Origin of the sequence: Microbacterium sp. 16-032 (assembly GCF_041079455.1) — a bacterium.
GTDB lineage: Bacteria > Actinomycetota > Actinomycetes > Actinomycetales > Microbacteriaceae > Microbacterium > Microbacterium testaceum_A.
This window is the reverse complement of sequence record NZ_JBFYGQ010000005.1, coordinates 445302-458337: the sequence shown is the minus strand read 5'-3', so window position 1 is coordinate 458337 and position 13036 is coordinate 445302. Positions and strand designations below refer to the sequence as shown.

General features: G+C 70.3%; 14 protein-coding genes and 3 tRNA genes. 13 read left to right on the top strand and 4 right to left on the bottom strand.

Going from position 1 to position 13036, the window contains the following annotated elements; genetic code table 11:
• Window positions 1-38 precede the first annotated feature (38 nt).
• The 3 genes from AB6V31_RS13480 to AB6V31_RS13470 all read right to left on the bottom strand — a co-directional run bounded on the left by AB6V31_RS13480 (window position 39) and on the right by AB6V31_RS13470 (window position 352).
• Window positions 39-111: transfer RNA gene (locus AB6V31_RS13480), tRNA-Phe, on the bottom strand.
• A 64-nt stretch (window positions 112-175) separates the two neighbouring features.
• A tRNA-Asp gene (locus AB6V31_RS13475) sits at window positions 176-249 on the bottom strand.
• Window positions 250-279: 30 nt separating this feature from the next.
• Window positions 280-352: transfer RNA gene (locus AB6V31_RS13470), tRNA-Glu, on the bottom strand.
• A 214-nt stretch (window positions 353-566) separates the two neighbouring features.
• Here AB6V31_RS13470 and AB6V31_RS13465 point away from each other — a divergent pair.
• Entirely contained in the window at window positions 567-2003 is a 1437-nt protein-coding gene (locus AB6V31_RS13465; RefSeq protein ID WP_369366203.1) for a M23 family metallopeptidase, read from the top strand.
• A 58-nt stretch (window positions 2004-2061) separates the two neighbouring features.
• Here AB6V31_RS13465 and AB6V31_RS13460 read toward each other — a convergent pair whose 3' ends face one another.
• On the bottom strand, window positions 2062-2595 hold the full coding sequence (locus AB6V31_RS13460) for an inorganic diphosphatase (RefSeq protein WP_056225941.1): 534 nt from the start codon (window positions 2593-2595) through the stop codon (window positions 2062-2064).
• A gap of 203 nt (window positions 2596-2798) precedes the next feature.
• Between AB6V31_RS13460 and tilS the strand changes: the two genes are divergently transcribed.
• The 12 genes from tilS to panC all read left to right on the top strand — a co-directional run bounded on the left by tilS (window position 2799) and on the right by panC (window position 12989).
• A complete protein-coding gene (gene tilS / locus AB6V31_RS13455; protein ID WP_369366201.1) occupies window positions 2799-3797 on the top strand; it encodes a tRNA lysidine(34) synthetase TilS in 999 nt (332 codons plus the stop codon).
• Window positions 3798-3819: 22 nt separating this feature from the next.
• Window positions 3820-4371: a hypoxanthine phosphoribosyltransferase gene (gene hpt / locus AB6V31_RS13450; RefSeq protein WP_056225947.1), complete on the top strand. Its 552-nt coding sequence runs from the start codon at window positions 3820-3822 to the stop codon at window positions 4369-4371.
• Window positions 4372-4520: 149 nt separating this feature from the next.
• Window positions 4521-6524, top strand: coding sequence for an ATP-dependent zinc metalloprotease FtsH (gene ftsH, locus AB6V31_RS13445; RefSeq protein WP_056225950.1), 2004 nt, complete (start codon window positions 4521-4523; stop codon window positions 6522-6524).
• Between the two features lie 6 nt (window positions 6525-6530).
• Complete coding sequence (gene folE, locus AB6V31_RS13440; protein WP_056225954.1) at window positions 6531-7118, top strand: GTP cyclohydrolase I; 588 nt, start codon at window positions 6531-6533, stop codon at window positions 7116-7118.
• Window positions 7115-7906, top strand: coding sequence for a dihydropteroate synthase (gene folP / locus AB6V31_RS13435; RefSeq protein ID WP_369366199.1), 792 nt, complete (start codon window positions 7115-7117; stop codon window positions 7904-7906). The genes folE and folP overlap by 4 nt, the downstream gene beginning before the upstream one ends.
• The gene (gene folB / locus AB6V31_RS13430) at window positions 7906-8271 is read left to right on the top strand and encodes a dihydroneopterin aldolase (protein WP_056225960.1); all 366 of its coding nucleotides are present in this window, start codon (window positions 7906-7908) and stop codon (window positions 8269-8271) included. Before folP ends, folB begins: the two co-directional genes overlap by 1 nt.
• Window positions 8268-8795 (top strand): 2-amino-4-hydroxy-6-hydroxymethyldihydropteridine diphosphokinase, encoded by a 528-nt coding sequence (gene folK / locus AB6V31_RS13425; RefSeq protein WP_074695954.1) that lies wholly within the window; start codon window positions 8268-8270, stop codon window positions 8793-8795. Before folB ends, folK begins: the two co-directional genes overlap by 4 nt.
• Window positions 8792-9277: a DUF3180 family protein gene (locus tag AB6V31_RS13420; protein WP_056225966.1), complete on the top strand. Its 486-nt coding sequence runs from the start codon at window positions 8792-8794 to the stop codon at window positions 9275-9277. Before folK ends, AB6V31_RS13420 begins: the two co-directional genes overlap by 4 nt.
• On the top strand, window positions 9231-9836 hold the full coding sequence (locus AB6V31_RS13415; protein ID WP_369366194.1) for a PH domain-containing protein: 606 nt from the start codon (window positions 9231-9233) through the stop codon (window positions 9834-9836). Before AB6V31_RS13420 ends, AB6V31_RS13415 begins: the two co-directional genes overlap by 47 nt.
• Window positions 9833-11419 (top strand): PH domain-containing protein, encoded by a 1587-nt coding sequence (locus tag AB6V31_RS13410; protein ID WP_369366192.1) that lies wholly within the window; start codon window positions 9833-9835, stop codon window positions 11417-11419. Before AB6V31_RS13415 ends, AB6V31_RS13410 begins: the two co-directional genes overlap by 4 nt.
• Window positions 11416-12138 (top strand): DUF2520 domain-containing protein, encoded by a 723-nt coding sequence (locus AB6V31_RS13405; protein WP_056225974.1) that lies wholly within the window; start codon window positions 11416-11418, stop codon window positions 12136-12138. The genes AB6V31_RS13410 and AB6V31_RS13405 overlap by 4 nt, the downstream gene beginning before the upstream one ends.
• Window positions 12135-12989 carry a pantoate--beta-alanine ligase gene (gene panC / locus AB6V31_RS13400; RefSeq protein WP_369366189.1) on the top strand — a complete coding sequence of 285 codons (855 nt, stop codon included), beginning with the start codon at window positions 12135-12137 and terminating at the stop codon, window positions 12987-12989. The genes AB6V31_RS13405 and panC overlap by 4 nt, the downstream gene beginning before the upstream one ends.
• Window positions 12990-13036 lie beyond the last annotated feature (47 nt).

Here is a 13036-nt window from a genome sequence, read left to right as displayed (position 1 = left end):
AGACGAGGGTTTCTAAGGTGACTGTAATGATCACCCTGTGGCTCCGACGGGCGTCGATCCCGTGACCTCACGATTTTCAGTCGTGCGCTCTACCAACTGAGCTACAGAGCCGAGCGGCATGTCTGCCGCTTCCTAGACGAAAGGCCTCCTCGAAAGAAGGCCCGTCGCTGTGGAGCGACCCTGACGGGACTTGAACCCGCGACCTCCGCCGTGACAGGGCGGCACGCTAACCAACTGCGCTACAGGGCCATGCATTTTCAATTGTACTTCACCGGAAAGTGACCCCAACGGGATTCGAACCCGTGCTACCGCCGTGAAAGGGCGGCGTCCTAGGCCGCTAAACGATGGGGCCGGATGAGCCTGAAACCTTGCGATTTCATCCTCGCTTGCCGACGACCGAGCCTACTTCACATCTTCGGAGATTGCCAATTCGGGGCGTGGCGTGCGGCTCCCGCGCGTGTCGAGGGCGCAGGATGGGCCGCGGCAGCGAGAACTCGCCCTGTTGTGCGTGTGACTCGTGTTGCTACTGTTAGCCGAGTTGCGACCCGGTGAGATGAGGTAGTCCCGTGACGCTCGTGCCCCCTGATAAGACTGACGACTGCGGCTGCGCCCCCACGGCGAGCGAGCAGCGGCGTTTGTGGCCCACCTTCGACCGGCGCAGTGCGCTGAAGTACGGCGCCCTCGGCGCTGTCGCTCTGGGTGCCTTCGGCGCCGCGACGTCCGGCTTCGCCTCTCCCGCCGTCGCCGCCGACTACCCCTCGTGGGATGACGTGCAGGCGGCCAAGGCCAACGAAGCAGCCAAGGCCGGCGAGATCTCGCGCATCCAGGGGCTGATCCAGGGCTTGCAGTCCGAGGTCGCCCGCACGCAGGCTGAGGTCCAGGCCCGCTCCGACGAGTACTACGCCGCTCAGCAGGCCTTCCAGGATGCCGACTACCGGGCCCAGCTGATTCAGCAGCAGGCCGATGCCGAAGCGGCGAAGGCGACGGATGCCGCCAGCAAGGCCGGGAAGGTCGCGGCGCAGCTGTACCGCTCCGGCGGCGACGACACCTCGCTCGACCTCTTCTTCTCGGGCTCGGCCGCATCCGCGGACGACCTGCTCGCCAAGCTCGGCACGATGGACAAGCTGCTCGAGCGGAACAAGTCGGTGTACGCCGCGGCCGTCTCGGCGCGCGACAACGCGAAGAACCTCAGCAACCAGGCCAACGACGCCCGGGCCGAGCGCGATCGTCTGCAGAAGATCGCCGAAGAGAAGATGGCGGCCGCTCAGCAGGCGGCCCAGGCGGCCCAGGAGGCCCTCGCCGCGCAGCAGGCCAACCAGGCCGTGCTCGAGGCGCAGCTCGCCGCCCTCCAGGACACGACCGCCAAGACCGTGGCTGATTACCAGGCCGGCGTCGAAGCCGAGCGCAAGGCACGCGAAGAGCGCGAGCGCAAGGCCCGCGAAGAGGCCGCAGCGCGTGATGCGGCCGAGCGTGCCCGCCGTGAGCAGGAAGCCCGCAACAACCAGAACAGCGGTGGTGGCGGAGGCGGCGGTGGCGGAGGCGGCGGTGGCGGAGGCGGCGGTGGCGGCGGAAGCGTCGGCGGATCCGGCTGGGCTCGTCCCTCGTCGGCCTACACGTCGTCGGGCTACGGCCCCCGCTCCGGCCAGTGCAACTCCAGCTACTGCGCCAGCACCTGGCACCTCGGACTGGACTTCGGTGCCAGCTGCTGGTCGCCCATCTACGCCGCGGCCTCGGGTCGAGTGACCTACGCCGGTGTCAACGGTGGTTTCGGAAACTACATCCGCATCCAGCACGACGACGGCTCGGGAACGGGCTACGGCCACATCGTCAACGGCGGCATCTACGTCTCGTACGGTCAGCGCGTCTCGGCCGGTCAGCAGATCGCCGCGACCGGTCAGACCGGCAACTCCTTCGGCTGCCACCTGCACTTCGAGGTCTACCCTCCCGGAGGCGGCACCACCGACCCCGCGCCCTGGTTGCGCGCCCGCGGCGTCTCGGTCTGACCGAGCCCACGAGAAAACCCCCGGTCGATGGACCGGGGGTTTTCTCGTCTGCAGAGGATCAGAGGGTGTTCGGCGCCTCGCCGGATCCCTGCGTCTTGGTCTGAGCGTCGTGCTCGTCGAAACGCGTGAAGGCCTCGGCCACGAGACGCTCGGCCTCAGCGGCATCCGCCCACTCGTCGACCTTGACCCACTTGTTGGGCTCGAGGTCCTTGTAGTGCTCGAAGAAGTGCGAGATCTCCTTCTTGGTCCACTCGTCGATGTCGCCGACGTCCTGGATGTGGTCCCAACGCGGGTCCTTCGCGAGCACGGCCACGACCTTGTCGTCGCCGCCGGCCTCGTCGCTCATCTTGAGCACGCCGACCGGGCGCACCTTGGCGAGGATGCCGGGGTGCAGGTCGCGGTCGAGCAGCACGAGCACGTCGAGCGGGTCGCCGTCTTCGCCGAGGGTGTTCTCGAAGAAGCCGTAGTTGGCGGGGTAGCCGAACACCGTGTAGAGGATGCGGTCGAGGTAGACACGGCCGGTGCCGTGGTCGACTTCGTACTTCACGCGGCTTCCGCGGGGGATCTCGATGACGGCGTCGAAAGCGCCCATACTCGTGCTCCTTAGATCTGTGGATTTCCGCGGCCCAGCCTAGTCCGGCGGGCGGGTGACGCCCACGCGGAGCCACACGGCAGGAGTTCGCGGTCGGCGGGCGGTGACGAGGCGCAGCGGCGAGGCGTCGCCGCGGGAAACTCCTGCGTCGTGTCCGGGGGCGCGCAGGCGGCGGCGTCGCGGCCCGGCGATAGCGTGGAGGCATGGATCACCGCCCCGGCCTGGACCCCTCCGTCGCCGAGGTGCGCCGCGCCGTCCGCGCCGCGCTCCCGCGGGCCGGTGGCCCCGTCGTCATCGCCCTGTCGGGCGGCCCGGATTCGCTGGCGCTGGCGGCGGCGACCGCTTTCGAGGCGCCGCGTGCCGGCATCCGTGCCGTCGCGATCGTGATCGACCACGGCCTGCAAGCGGGATCGGATGCCATCGCCGCGGCCGCCGCGAACGCGGCGCGTGGTCTCGGTCTCGAGGCGCGGGTCGTGCGGGTCGAGGTGGGCTCGGTCGACGGGCCCGAGGCCGCGGCGCGTGCGGCTCGATACGCCGGCTTGGCCGAAGCGGCGGCCGACCTCGGCGCCGAGCTCGTCCTGCTCGGACACACCCTCGACGACCAGGCCGAGACCGTCCTCCTCGGGCTCGCGCGCGGCTCCGGCGGGCTCAGCCTGGCGGGCATGCCCGCGCAGCGGCGGGATGCCACGGGCCCGGTGTGGGTGCGCCCCCTGCTGACGGTTCGCCGACGCACCACGGTCGCGGCGTGCGCGGCCGCGGGGCTCGACCCCTGGACCGACCCCCACAACGCCGACCCGGGGTTCGCGCGCGTGCGGGTACGCGATCGCGTGCTGCCGGTGCTCGAGGCCGAGCTCGGACCGGGCGTCGCCGAGGCGCTCGCGCGCACCGCCGAGCAGCTGCGCGAAGACGCCGACGCCTTCCAGGACATGATCGACGAGACGATCGAAGACATCGTCGAGCACGCTGAGGCGGGGATCTCGATCTCGGTCGCCGCCCTCGCCGCGAACCCCGCCGCTCTGCGCAACCGGATCATCCGCTATGTCGTCGACAGCGAGTTCGGCGTCTCGCTCTCGCGCACCCAGACCCTCGAGGTCGCCCGTCTGGCGACCGACTGGACGGGTCAGGGGCCCATCGACCTGCCCGGGTGCCTCGCCAGACGCGTCGGCGCCCGGATCGAGGTCGTCGCGCGCACGGCATCCTGATCCGCCGACGTAGACTTTCCGAATGCGCGCGGCCGACATCTCCGACGACATCAGCGAAGTCCTCCTCACCGAGGAGCAGATCCACGAAAAGCTCGCCGAACTGGCGACGCGGGTGGCCGCCGACTACGAGGGACGCGACGTCGTCCTCGTGGGCGTGCTGAAGGGCGCGGTCATGGTCATGGCCGATTTCGCCCGGCACCTGCCGATGCACGTGTCGATGGACTGGATGGCCGTGTCGTCCTACGGCGCGTCGACCCGCTCGAGCGGCGTCGTGCAGATCCGCAAAGACCTCGACACCGACATCACCGGAAAGCACGTGCTGATCGTCGAGGACATCATCGACTCCGGCCTGACCCTCAGCTGGTTGCTCGAGAACTTCGCCTCGCGCGGAGCGGAGTCGGTCGAGGTGCTCGCGCTGCTGCGCAAGCCCGACGCGATGAAGGTCGAGGTCGACTGCCGCTACGTGGGCTTCGACATCCCCAACGACTTCGTCATCGGATACGGCCTCGACTACGCAGAGCGCTACCGCAACCTGCGCGACGTCGCGGTGCTCGCACCCCACGTCTACTCCTGACGACACGCCGTCTCCACGGCGGAGGGGCCGGTGGCATCCGGAGCCTTGTACGCCCATGACGAACGCACAGGCCCGGCATAGTCCGTGGGCGTTAGCCTGATGCGACCGCATTTCTGCGGAGGATCACGAAAGGGCTGGGCTCGCCCACCATGAATTTCAAGAAGATCACGCGAAATCCGATCATCTACGTTCTGCTGGTCGGTCTGCTTCTCGTCATCGGTTTCTCCCTCATCACGAACCTGAGCGGTGCCCGTCAGGTCTCCACCAAAGAGGGTCTCGACCTGCTCAAGGGCGGCACCGTGACGCAGGTGGTCACCAACGACCCCGATCAGCGCGTGGACCTGAAGCTGTCGCAGCCCTTCGAGGGCGCCAACGACGTGCAGTTCTATTTCAGCCAGGCCCGTGCGAACGAGGTGGCCACCGCGATCGACTCCGCGAACCCCTCCGACGGCTTCAACGACGTCGTGCCCAAGCCCAGCTGGTTCGACGGTCTTCTCGGACTCCTGCTCCCGCTCGTGCTGCTCGGCCTGCTCTTCTGGTGGCTGCTCTCGAGCGCCCAGGGCGGCGGCAGCAAGGTCATGCAGTTCGGCAAGTCGCGCGCCAAGCTCGTGACCAAAGAGACGCCCACCGTCACGTTCCAGGACGTCGCGGGCTCCGACGAGGCCATCGAGGAGCTCGACGAGATCAAGGAATTCCTCAAGGACCCGAAGAAGTTCGAAGAGGTCGGCGCCCGCATCCCGAAGGGCGTGCTGCTGTACGGCCCTCCCGGAACCGGTAAGACCCTGCTCGCCCGCGCTGTCGCCGGCGAGGCCGGTGTTCCGTTCTACTCCATCTCGGGTTCGGACTTCGTCGAGATGTTCGTGGGTGTCGGTGCGAGCCGCGTGCGCGACCTGTTCAACCAGGCCAAAGAGAGCTCCCCGGCCATCATCTTCATCGACGAGATCGACGCCGTCGGCCGCCACCGCGGCGCTGGCATGGGCGGCGGTCACGACGAGCGCGAGCAGACGCTGAACCAGATGCTCGTCGAGATGGACGGCTTCGACCCCAAAGTCAACGTGATCGTCATCGCGGCGACCAACCGTCCCGACATCCTCGACCCCGCCCTGCTGCGCCCGGGCCGCTTCGACCGCCAGATCGGCGTCGACGCCCCCGACCTCAAGGGTCGCCAGCGCATCCTCGAGGTGCACGGGCGCGGCAAGCCGCTGTCGGACTCGGTCGACCTCGAGGTCGTCGCGCGCAAGACGCCCGGCTTCACCGGTGCCGACCTGGCGAACGTGCTCAACGAGGCCGCTCTGCTGACCGCGCGCTCGAACGCCCAGCTCATCGACAACCGCGCCCTCGACGAGGCCATCGACCGCGTGATCGCGGGCCCCCAGCGCCGCACCCGCGTGATGAAGGACAAAGAGAAGCTCATCACCGCGTACCACGAGGGCGGCCACGCCCTCGCTGCCGCGGCGATGAACCACACCGACCCCGTCACCAAGGTGACGATCCTCCCGCGCGGCAAGGCCCTCGGCTACACGATGGTTCTCCCGCTCGACGACAAGTACTCCGTCACCCGCAACGAGCTGCAGGACCAGCTGACGTACGCGATGGGCGGACGCGTCGCCGAAGAGATCGTCTTCCACGACCCCACCACCGGCGCCTCGAACGACATCGAGAAGGCCACGAGCATCGCCCGCAAGATGGTCACCGAGTACGGCATGACCAACGAGGTCGGTCCGGTCAAGCTCGGCGGATCGTCGGGCGAGGTCTTCATGGGCCGCGACATGGGCCACGGCCGTGACTTCTCGGAGCGCATCGCCGAGCGCGTCGACGCCCAGGTGCGCGCGCTCATCGAGCAGGCGCACAACGAGGCCTATCAGGTCATCAACGATAACCGCGAGGTGCTCGACCGCCTCGCGCTGGCGCTGCTCGAGAAGGAGACCCTCGACCACAACGAGCTGGCCGAGATCTTCACCGACGTCAAGCGTCTGACACCGCGCCCGCAGTGGCTGTCGTCGGGAGACCGCCCCGTGTCGACCCAGCCGCCCGTCGAGGTCCCGCGTCGTCAGCAGCCCGCCGGCATCGCGGCATCCACCGAAGCGGAGTCGCAGGCCGCCGCCAAGGCGCAGCCCCGTCCCAGCGGACAGACGCGCCCGGCCACCGCCTGAGGCGCCGTGGCCGTCGATCGTGAACGCGTCGCCGTCCTGGTGCGCGAGCTCCTGGAGGCGATCGGGGAAGACCCCGATCGCCCCGGGCTCCGCCAGACCCCGACGCGCGTGGCAGACTCCTGGGCCGAGTTCTTCGGGGGAGTGAATCAGGATGCCGGCGCCCCGCTGCAGCACACCATCTCGGTGTCGCGCGGCCCGGCGCCGGACACCCTCCCCTCGGGTGCCGTGATGCTGCGCGACATCGCGTTCCGGTCGATGTGCGAGCATCACCTGCTCCCCTTCCGCGGTCGGGCGCACGTGGCGTACCTCCCGGGTGAGGAGGTCGTCGGACTCGGCGCCCTGCCGCGGGTGATCGACATCCTCGCCGCCCGCCCGCAGGTGCAGGAGCGTCTCGGCGAACAGGTGGCCGACACCATCGCCTCGGCCCTGGACGCGCGGGGCGTGCTCGTCGTCCTCGATGCGGTGCACGAGTGCGTGACCATGCGCGGGGGCCGACAGCCCGACGCCTCGACCGTGACGATCGCCGCGCGCGGCGTCTACGGCGACCCCGTCGCGCGTGCCGAGCTCGTGGCGCTGATCGGAGCACGCGCGTGACCCTCATCATGGGGATCGTCAACGTCACCCCCGATTCGTTCAGCGACGGCGGCCGGTACCTCGACCCCGACGTCGCACTCGCCCACGCTCGCCACCTCCGCGCCCAGGGGGCGGAGATCCTCGACGTCGGCGGCGAATCCACCCGGCCCGGAGCCCAGCGTGTGGCGCCCCGCGTCGAGCAGCAGCGCGTGCTGCCGGTCGTCGAGGCCCTGGCATCCGAAGGCTCCTTCGTGAGCATCGACACCATGAACGCCGCCACGGCGGTCGCCGCCGTCCGCGCGGGCGCACGGCTCGTGAACGACGTCTCCGGTGGGCTGGCCGACCCCGACATGCTCGCCGCCGTCGCCGAGACCGATGCCGACATCGCCCTCGGGCACTGGCGCGGTCCGTCGACGGAGATGTACGCCCGTGCCGACTACGTCGACGTGGGGCGCGAGGTGTCCGCCGAGCTCGCTGAAAGGGTCGAGTCCGCCCTCTCCGCGGGCATCGATCGGTCGCGCCTCGTCGTCGACCCGGGCATCGGGTTCGGCAAGCGCGGAGCGCAGAACTGGCAGACGTTGAGCGCGCTCCCCGAGATCTCGGCACTCGGACTGCGGGTGCTCGTGGGCACGAGCCGCAAGAGGTTCCTCGCGGAGGCGATCGGCGAAGACGCCGACCTGGCTCGCCGTGACCTGGCGACGGCCGTCACGAGCGCCCTGTCCGCCCGCGCCGGCGCGTGGGCCGTGCGCGTGCACGACGTACCGTCCACCCGCGACGCACTCGCCGTCGCCCGCGCTTGGGAGAGCTGATGGATGCCGACACGATCACTCTGACGGGGGTGCGTGCCGTGGGTCACCACGGGGTCTACCCCGACGAGAAGCGCGACGGGCAGGAATTCGTGGTCGACGCGACCCTCTCGCTCTCACTGCGGCGCGCGGCCGAGACCGACGACGTGGTCGACACCGTGCACTACGGCGAACTCGCCGAGCGCCTCGTGCGGATCGTCGAAGGCGAGGCGGTCGACCTGCTCGAGACCCTCGCGCAGCGACTGGCCGACGCCGTGCTCGCCGACAGCCGCGTGGACGCGGTGACGATCACCGTGCACAAGCCGCAGGCTCCCATCCCCGTTCCCTTCGGCGATGTCGCCGTGACCATCTCGAGGTCGCGCCCGTGAACGTGCGGCTGGCGCACGGGATGGACGCTGCTCCGCGCGCCACGCCCGTCCACGCGGTCGTGGCCCTGGGAGCCAACCTCGGCGAGCGTTTCGAGACCCTCGCCGCCGCGGTCGACGAACTGCGGCGGCTCCCGCTCACCAGCGGGGTCCGGGTGTCCGCTCCGATCGAGACGGTGGCCGTGACGCTTCAGGGTGAGGACGAGGAAGCGCCGCGCTATCTGAACGCCGTCGCTGTTCTCGAGACGCGCCTAGCGCCGGGGGAGCTGCTCGCCTCGCTCCACCGCATCGAAGCTCGACACGGGCGCGTGCGCCGGGAACGGTGGGGTGACCGCACCCTCGATCTCGACCTGATCGCGTACGGCGACGAGCGCATCGATCGCGACGACCTCGTCGTCCCGCACCCCCGCGCGCACGAGCGGGAGTTCGTCCTGGCGCCGTGGCTCGACGTGGATCCGGATGCCGTGATCCCCGGGGTGGGCCGCGTGGCCGACCTGCTCGTCGCGCTGCGGGGAGGACTCTCGTGAGGCGCACGGGCGCGGGCATCCTCACGATCGCCGTCGTCGCGGGCCTGGTGATCGGGTTCCTCCTGGACACCGTCCTCACCGCGATGGGCCGACCGACGTTCGCGCCCGCGGCGAGTCTGCCGACGATCCTCGCTCTGCTGGGGGCCGTGGTGGTGGCGCTCGCCATCCCGATCTACCGGGCGACGCGCGGGCGGAGCCCGCGACGGATCGATCCGTTCCGTGCTGTGCGCATCGCGATGCTGGCGAGAGCGTCGTCGATCCTCGGGGCCGCTGCGGCGGGGTTCGCGGGCGGACTGCTCGCCTTCCTGTTGAGCCGGCCGGTGGTGCCCTCGGTAGGCTCGATGGGATCGATCATCGCGACGCTCGTCTGCGCGGTCGTCCTCGTCGTCGCGGGACTCGTGGCCGAGCAGCTCTGCACCCTCCGGAAGGACGACGATGACGACGCCCCAGGGAACACCCCCGCAGGACCCGTCGGAATCTGAGGCCCGCAACGTCGACGACGCCGACCGGACGGTGCTCGACGACGCGACGTACGACCGCATCCTCGAACCGCGCTCGTCGCGTCGGCTCCCCCTCGGCGACGGCACCTGGCATCAGCTCGCCCGCGCGTACGTCCGCGTGCAGCTGATTTCGCAGGGGGCGGTCTTCGTGCTCGTGCTCGCGGCCGCCGTGATCGCCCAGATCATCACGGGCGTGCAGTGGCAGTGGATCCCGGTCGGGATCATCCTGCTGATCACCGCCGTCGGCCTCTTCATCACCCCGCGGCAAGCGCGGTCCTTCGGGTACCAGTTGCGTCGCGATGACCTCGTGTTCCGCCGGGGCATCCTGTGGCAGCGGGTCGTGGCGGTTCCCTACGGCCGGATGCAGCTCGTGGACATCACGCACGGCCCCCTCGACCGGGGCTTCGGCATCGCCCAGCTCAAGCTCGTGACCGCCGCGGCCTCCACCGGAGTGACCATCCCGGGATTGACGCAGGAGGCGGCCGAACACCTGCGCGACACGCTCGTGGCCGTCGCCGAGACCCGTCGGACAGGGCTGTGACCGACCCGCACGCGGCGGGACCGCCCCTCGACCCGCAGCCCCGGCCGCAGCGAGCGGTCGTCCGTTCGCCCTACAGCGACGGCGAGTGGCATCGCCTGCACCCCCTGACGCCGCTCCTGCGCGGCGGACTGACCCTCCTCGTGATCATCGGCGTGATCGTCGCGAACCTGCGGGAGCGTCTCGTCGAGTGGGTCTTCCCGGTCTTCACCGAGATCCCCCCGGGGGAGCTCCCGCCCGACCCGGTCGACTTCCTCTTCGCGAACAACCTGATCCTCGTGGCGGGGGGAGCGACCCTCGTCGTCCTCATCGTGCTGCTGGTCCTCTTCCGCCTGTCCTGGCGTTTCCACACCCTGCGCATCAGCGATGACGACGTCGAGGTGCGTTCGGGCGTGCTGTTCCGCACTCATCGTCGTGCTCCCCTCGACCGGGTCCAGGGCGTCAACCTGACTCGTCCGATGATCGCCCGCCTGCTGGGGCTCGCGAAGCTCGAGGTGGTCGGAGCGGGACTGGATGCCAACGTCAAACTCGAGTACCTGTCGGGGAAGGACGCCGAGGCCATCCGCGGCGACATCCTCCGTCTCGCCTCGGGCCGGCGTCTCGCCGAGGGGCGGACCGAACCGGGCGCCCGCGCCTCGCTCGCCCGGCAGGCGGCGGAGGCCGTGGGGTCGGGGCTGCAGGGCATCGTCGACGGGGAGGACTTCTCCGACGCCGAGCCGGAGAGCATCGTGCGCATCCCGATCGGTCGGCTCGTGGCATCCCGTGTCCTGAGCGGATCGAGCCTCGTCCTCGTCGCCCTGGTCGTGGGGATCGTCGTCGCGGCGTCGCTGTCGACACTGTGGCTGCTGTTCACCGTGGTCCCGATGTTCCTCGCCTTCGGCGCGTACTACGTGCGCTCGATCGCCCAGGGACTGCGGTACTCGATCGCCCCGACGGTCGACGGGGTGCGCGTGACCTTCGGCTTGTTCACGACGGTGTCGGAGGTGGTGCCGCCGGGTCGCGTGCACGCGATCGAGGTGCGCCAGCCCCTGATGTGGCGTCCGTTCGGATGGTGGACCGTCTCGGTGAACCGACTCTCGGGGCGGTCCTCCACCGACACGAGCAACGATCAGTTGGCCGCGGTGCTGCCGATCGGGACACGAGCCGATGTCGAGCGCGTCCTGCGGATCCTCGTCCCCGACCTGTCGAGCGACGAATGGACACTCGTGTTCCGCGACGGCATCCTGGGTCCGGTGGAGAACGACCCCTACGTGACGACCCCGAAGAGCGCCCGGTGGCTCCGCCCGCTGTCGTGGCGGCGGAACGGCGCGCTTCTGACCTCGGACGCCCTGCTTTTGCGCCGCGGGTGGGTGTGGCGGTCCTTGAGCGTGGTTCCGCTCGCCCGCTTGCAGTCGATCGGCCTGCATCAGGGCCCGTTGGCACGCGCGACGGGGACGGCGACCCTGGTGGCCCACGTGATCGCGGGCACCGTCCAGACCTCGATCGGCGTCCTCGGCCGCGACGACGCCCTCGGGCTGTTCGAGCGGACCGCGCGAGCCGGCGTCGATGCGGCGGCGATCGACCGCACGCACCGGTGGGCCGGATGAGCGCCGGTCGCGACGGGCGCCTCGGCGTCGGGGTGATCGGCGCGGGACGTGTCGGCCCGGTCGTCGCGGCGGCGCTCGCCGGTGCGGGCCACGCCCTGACCGGGATCACCTCCGGCTCGGACGACGATCGCGTGGAGGCGATCCTGCCGGGCCTGCCGGTCCTGACGGCCGACGAGGTCGCTCGACGCAGCGAGCTCGTGGTCGTCGCGGTTCCGCACGACCAGCTCCCGGGTCTCGTCTCGGGCCTCGCCGAGGTCGGAGCGTGGCAGCCCGGCCAGCTGGTGCTGCACACCGACGCCGCGTACGGATCGCGCGTCCTGGATCCCGCCGCGAGGAGCGGCGCCATCCCGCTCGCCATCCACCCCGCCATGGCCTTCACAGGGGTGTCGTCGATCGACCTGCGCCAATTGGCCCAGTCGTATGCCGCCGTGACCGCACCGGCCCCTGTCCTCCCCATCGCCCAGGCTCTCGCGGTCGAGCTGGGGTGCGAGCCCCTCGTGGTCGCTGAGGACGACCGGGCGACGTACGCCGAAGCCATCGCGACGGCCACGGAGTTCTCTCGTTCGATCGTCCGGCAGTCGTCGGCGCTGCTCGAGCGCATCGGTATCGACAACCCCGGCGCATACCTCTCGGCCCTCGTGCGTTCGAGTGTCGACCAGGCGCTCGTCGAGGGCGGGCGCCGTGACGACCTCGACGGCACCGCTACGATCGACGGATGATCCGCTCCCTCGAGGATCTGCGCACCCGACTCGGCGAGATCCGAGGCGCAGATCGATCGGACGCCGGCCCGCGCGTCGCCCTCGTGTCCACCCTCGGCGCTCTGCACGACGGCCACGTCGACCTCATCCGCGAGGCGCGCGAACGCGCGGACGTCGTGGTGGTGTCGACCTTCGTCAACCCGCTGCGCTTCCGCTCCGCCGACGACACCGCGGCCTATCCCCGGTCGCCCGAGTCCGACGCGCGTGTGCTCGATGAGCTGGGCGTCGACGTCGTCTTCGCCCCGTCGGCGGCGGAGTTCCTCCCGGCGGGAACGGCGACGACCCGCGTCTCGGCGGGCGATGTGGGTCTCCGCTACGAGGGGCGTGTGCGCCCCTTCTACTTCGACGGGGTGCTGACCGTCGAGGCGAAGCTCTTCCACCTCGTCCGACCCGACGTGGCCGTCTACGGGGAGCGCGATCGGCAGCGCGTCTTCCTCGTGCGCCGCATGGTGCGAGACCTCGACTACGGCATCGACGTCGCGACGGTTCCGACGGTGCGCACCGACGACGGGCTGCCCGTGTCGAGCCGCGTCGCGCTGCTCGACGATGCCGATCGCCGCGCCGCCGCGGCCCTTCCGCGAGCCCTCGAGGCGGCGGCCTCGAACGCCGATCTGGGGGTCGATGCCTGCATCGCCGCCGCGCAGTCGGCGTTGATGGGTGAGCAGCGCATCACGCTGGAGTACCTGAGCGTGGTCGATCCCGAGACGTTCCTGCCCGTCGACGACGGGCACCGCGGGCGCGCGTTCGCGCTCATCGCCGCCACGGTCGGCGGTCACCGCTTCATCGACAACGCCGAGATCTCGCTGCGCTGAGGGCCCTCGGGCGGCCGGTGACTCCGGGGCGGCCGAGGACGACGAAT

Coding starts and splice junctions, on each gene's coding strand:
- AB6V31_RS13460 (WP_056225941.1), bottom strand. CDS start 2,595: ATGGGCGCTTTCGACGCCGTCATCGAGATCCCCCGCGGAAGCCGCGTG.
- tilS (WP_369366201.1), top strand. CDS start 2,799: ATGGATCACCGCCCCGGCCTGGACCCCTCCGTCGCCGAGGTGCGCCGC.
- hpt (WP_056225947.1), top strand. CDS start 3,820: ATGCGCGCGGCCGACATCTCCGACGACATCAGCGAAGTCCTCCTCACC.
- ftsH (WP_056225950.1), top strand. CDS start 4,521: ATGAATTTCAAGAAGATCACGCGAAATCCGATCATCTACGTTCTGCTG.
- folB (WP_056225960.1), top strand. CDS start 7,906: ATGGATGCCGACACGATCACTCTGACGGGGGTGCGTGCCGTGGGTCAC.
- AB6V31_RS13415 (WP_369366194.1), top strand. CDS start 9,231: ATGACGACGCCCCAGGGAACACCCCCGCAGGACCCGTCGGAATCTGAG.
- AB6V31_RS13405 (WP_056225974.1), top strand. CDS start 11,416: ATGAGCGCCGGTCGCGACGGGCGCCTCGGCGTCGGGGTGATCGGCGCG.
- panC (WP_369366189.1), top strand. CDS start 12,135: ATGATCCGCTCCCTCGAGGATCTGCGCACCCGACTCGGCGAGATCCGA.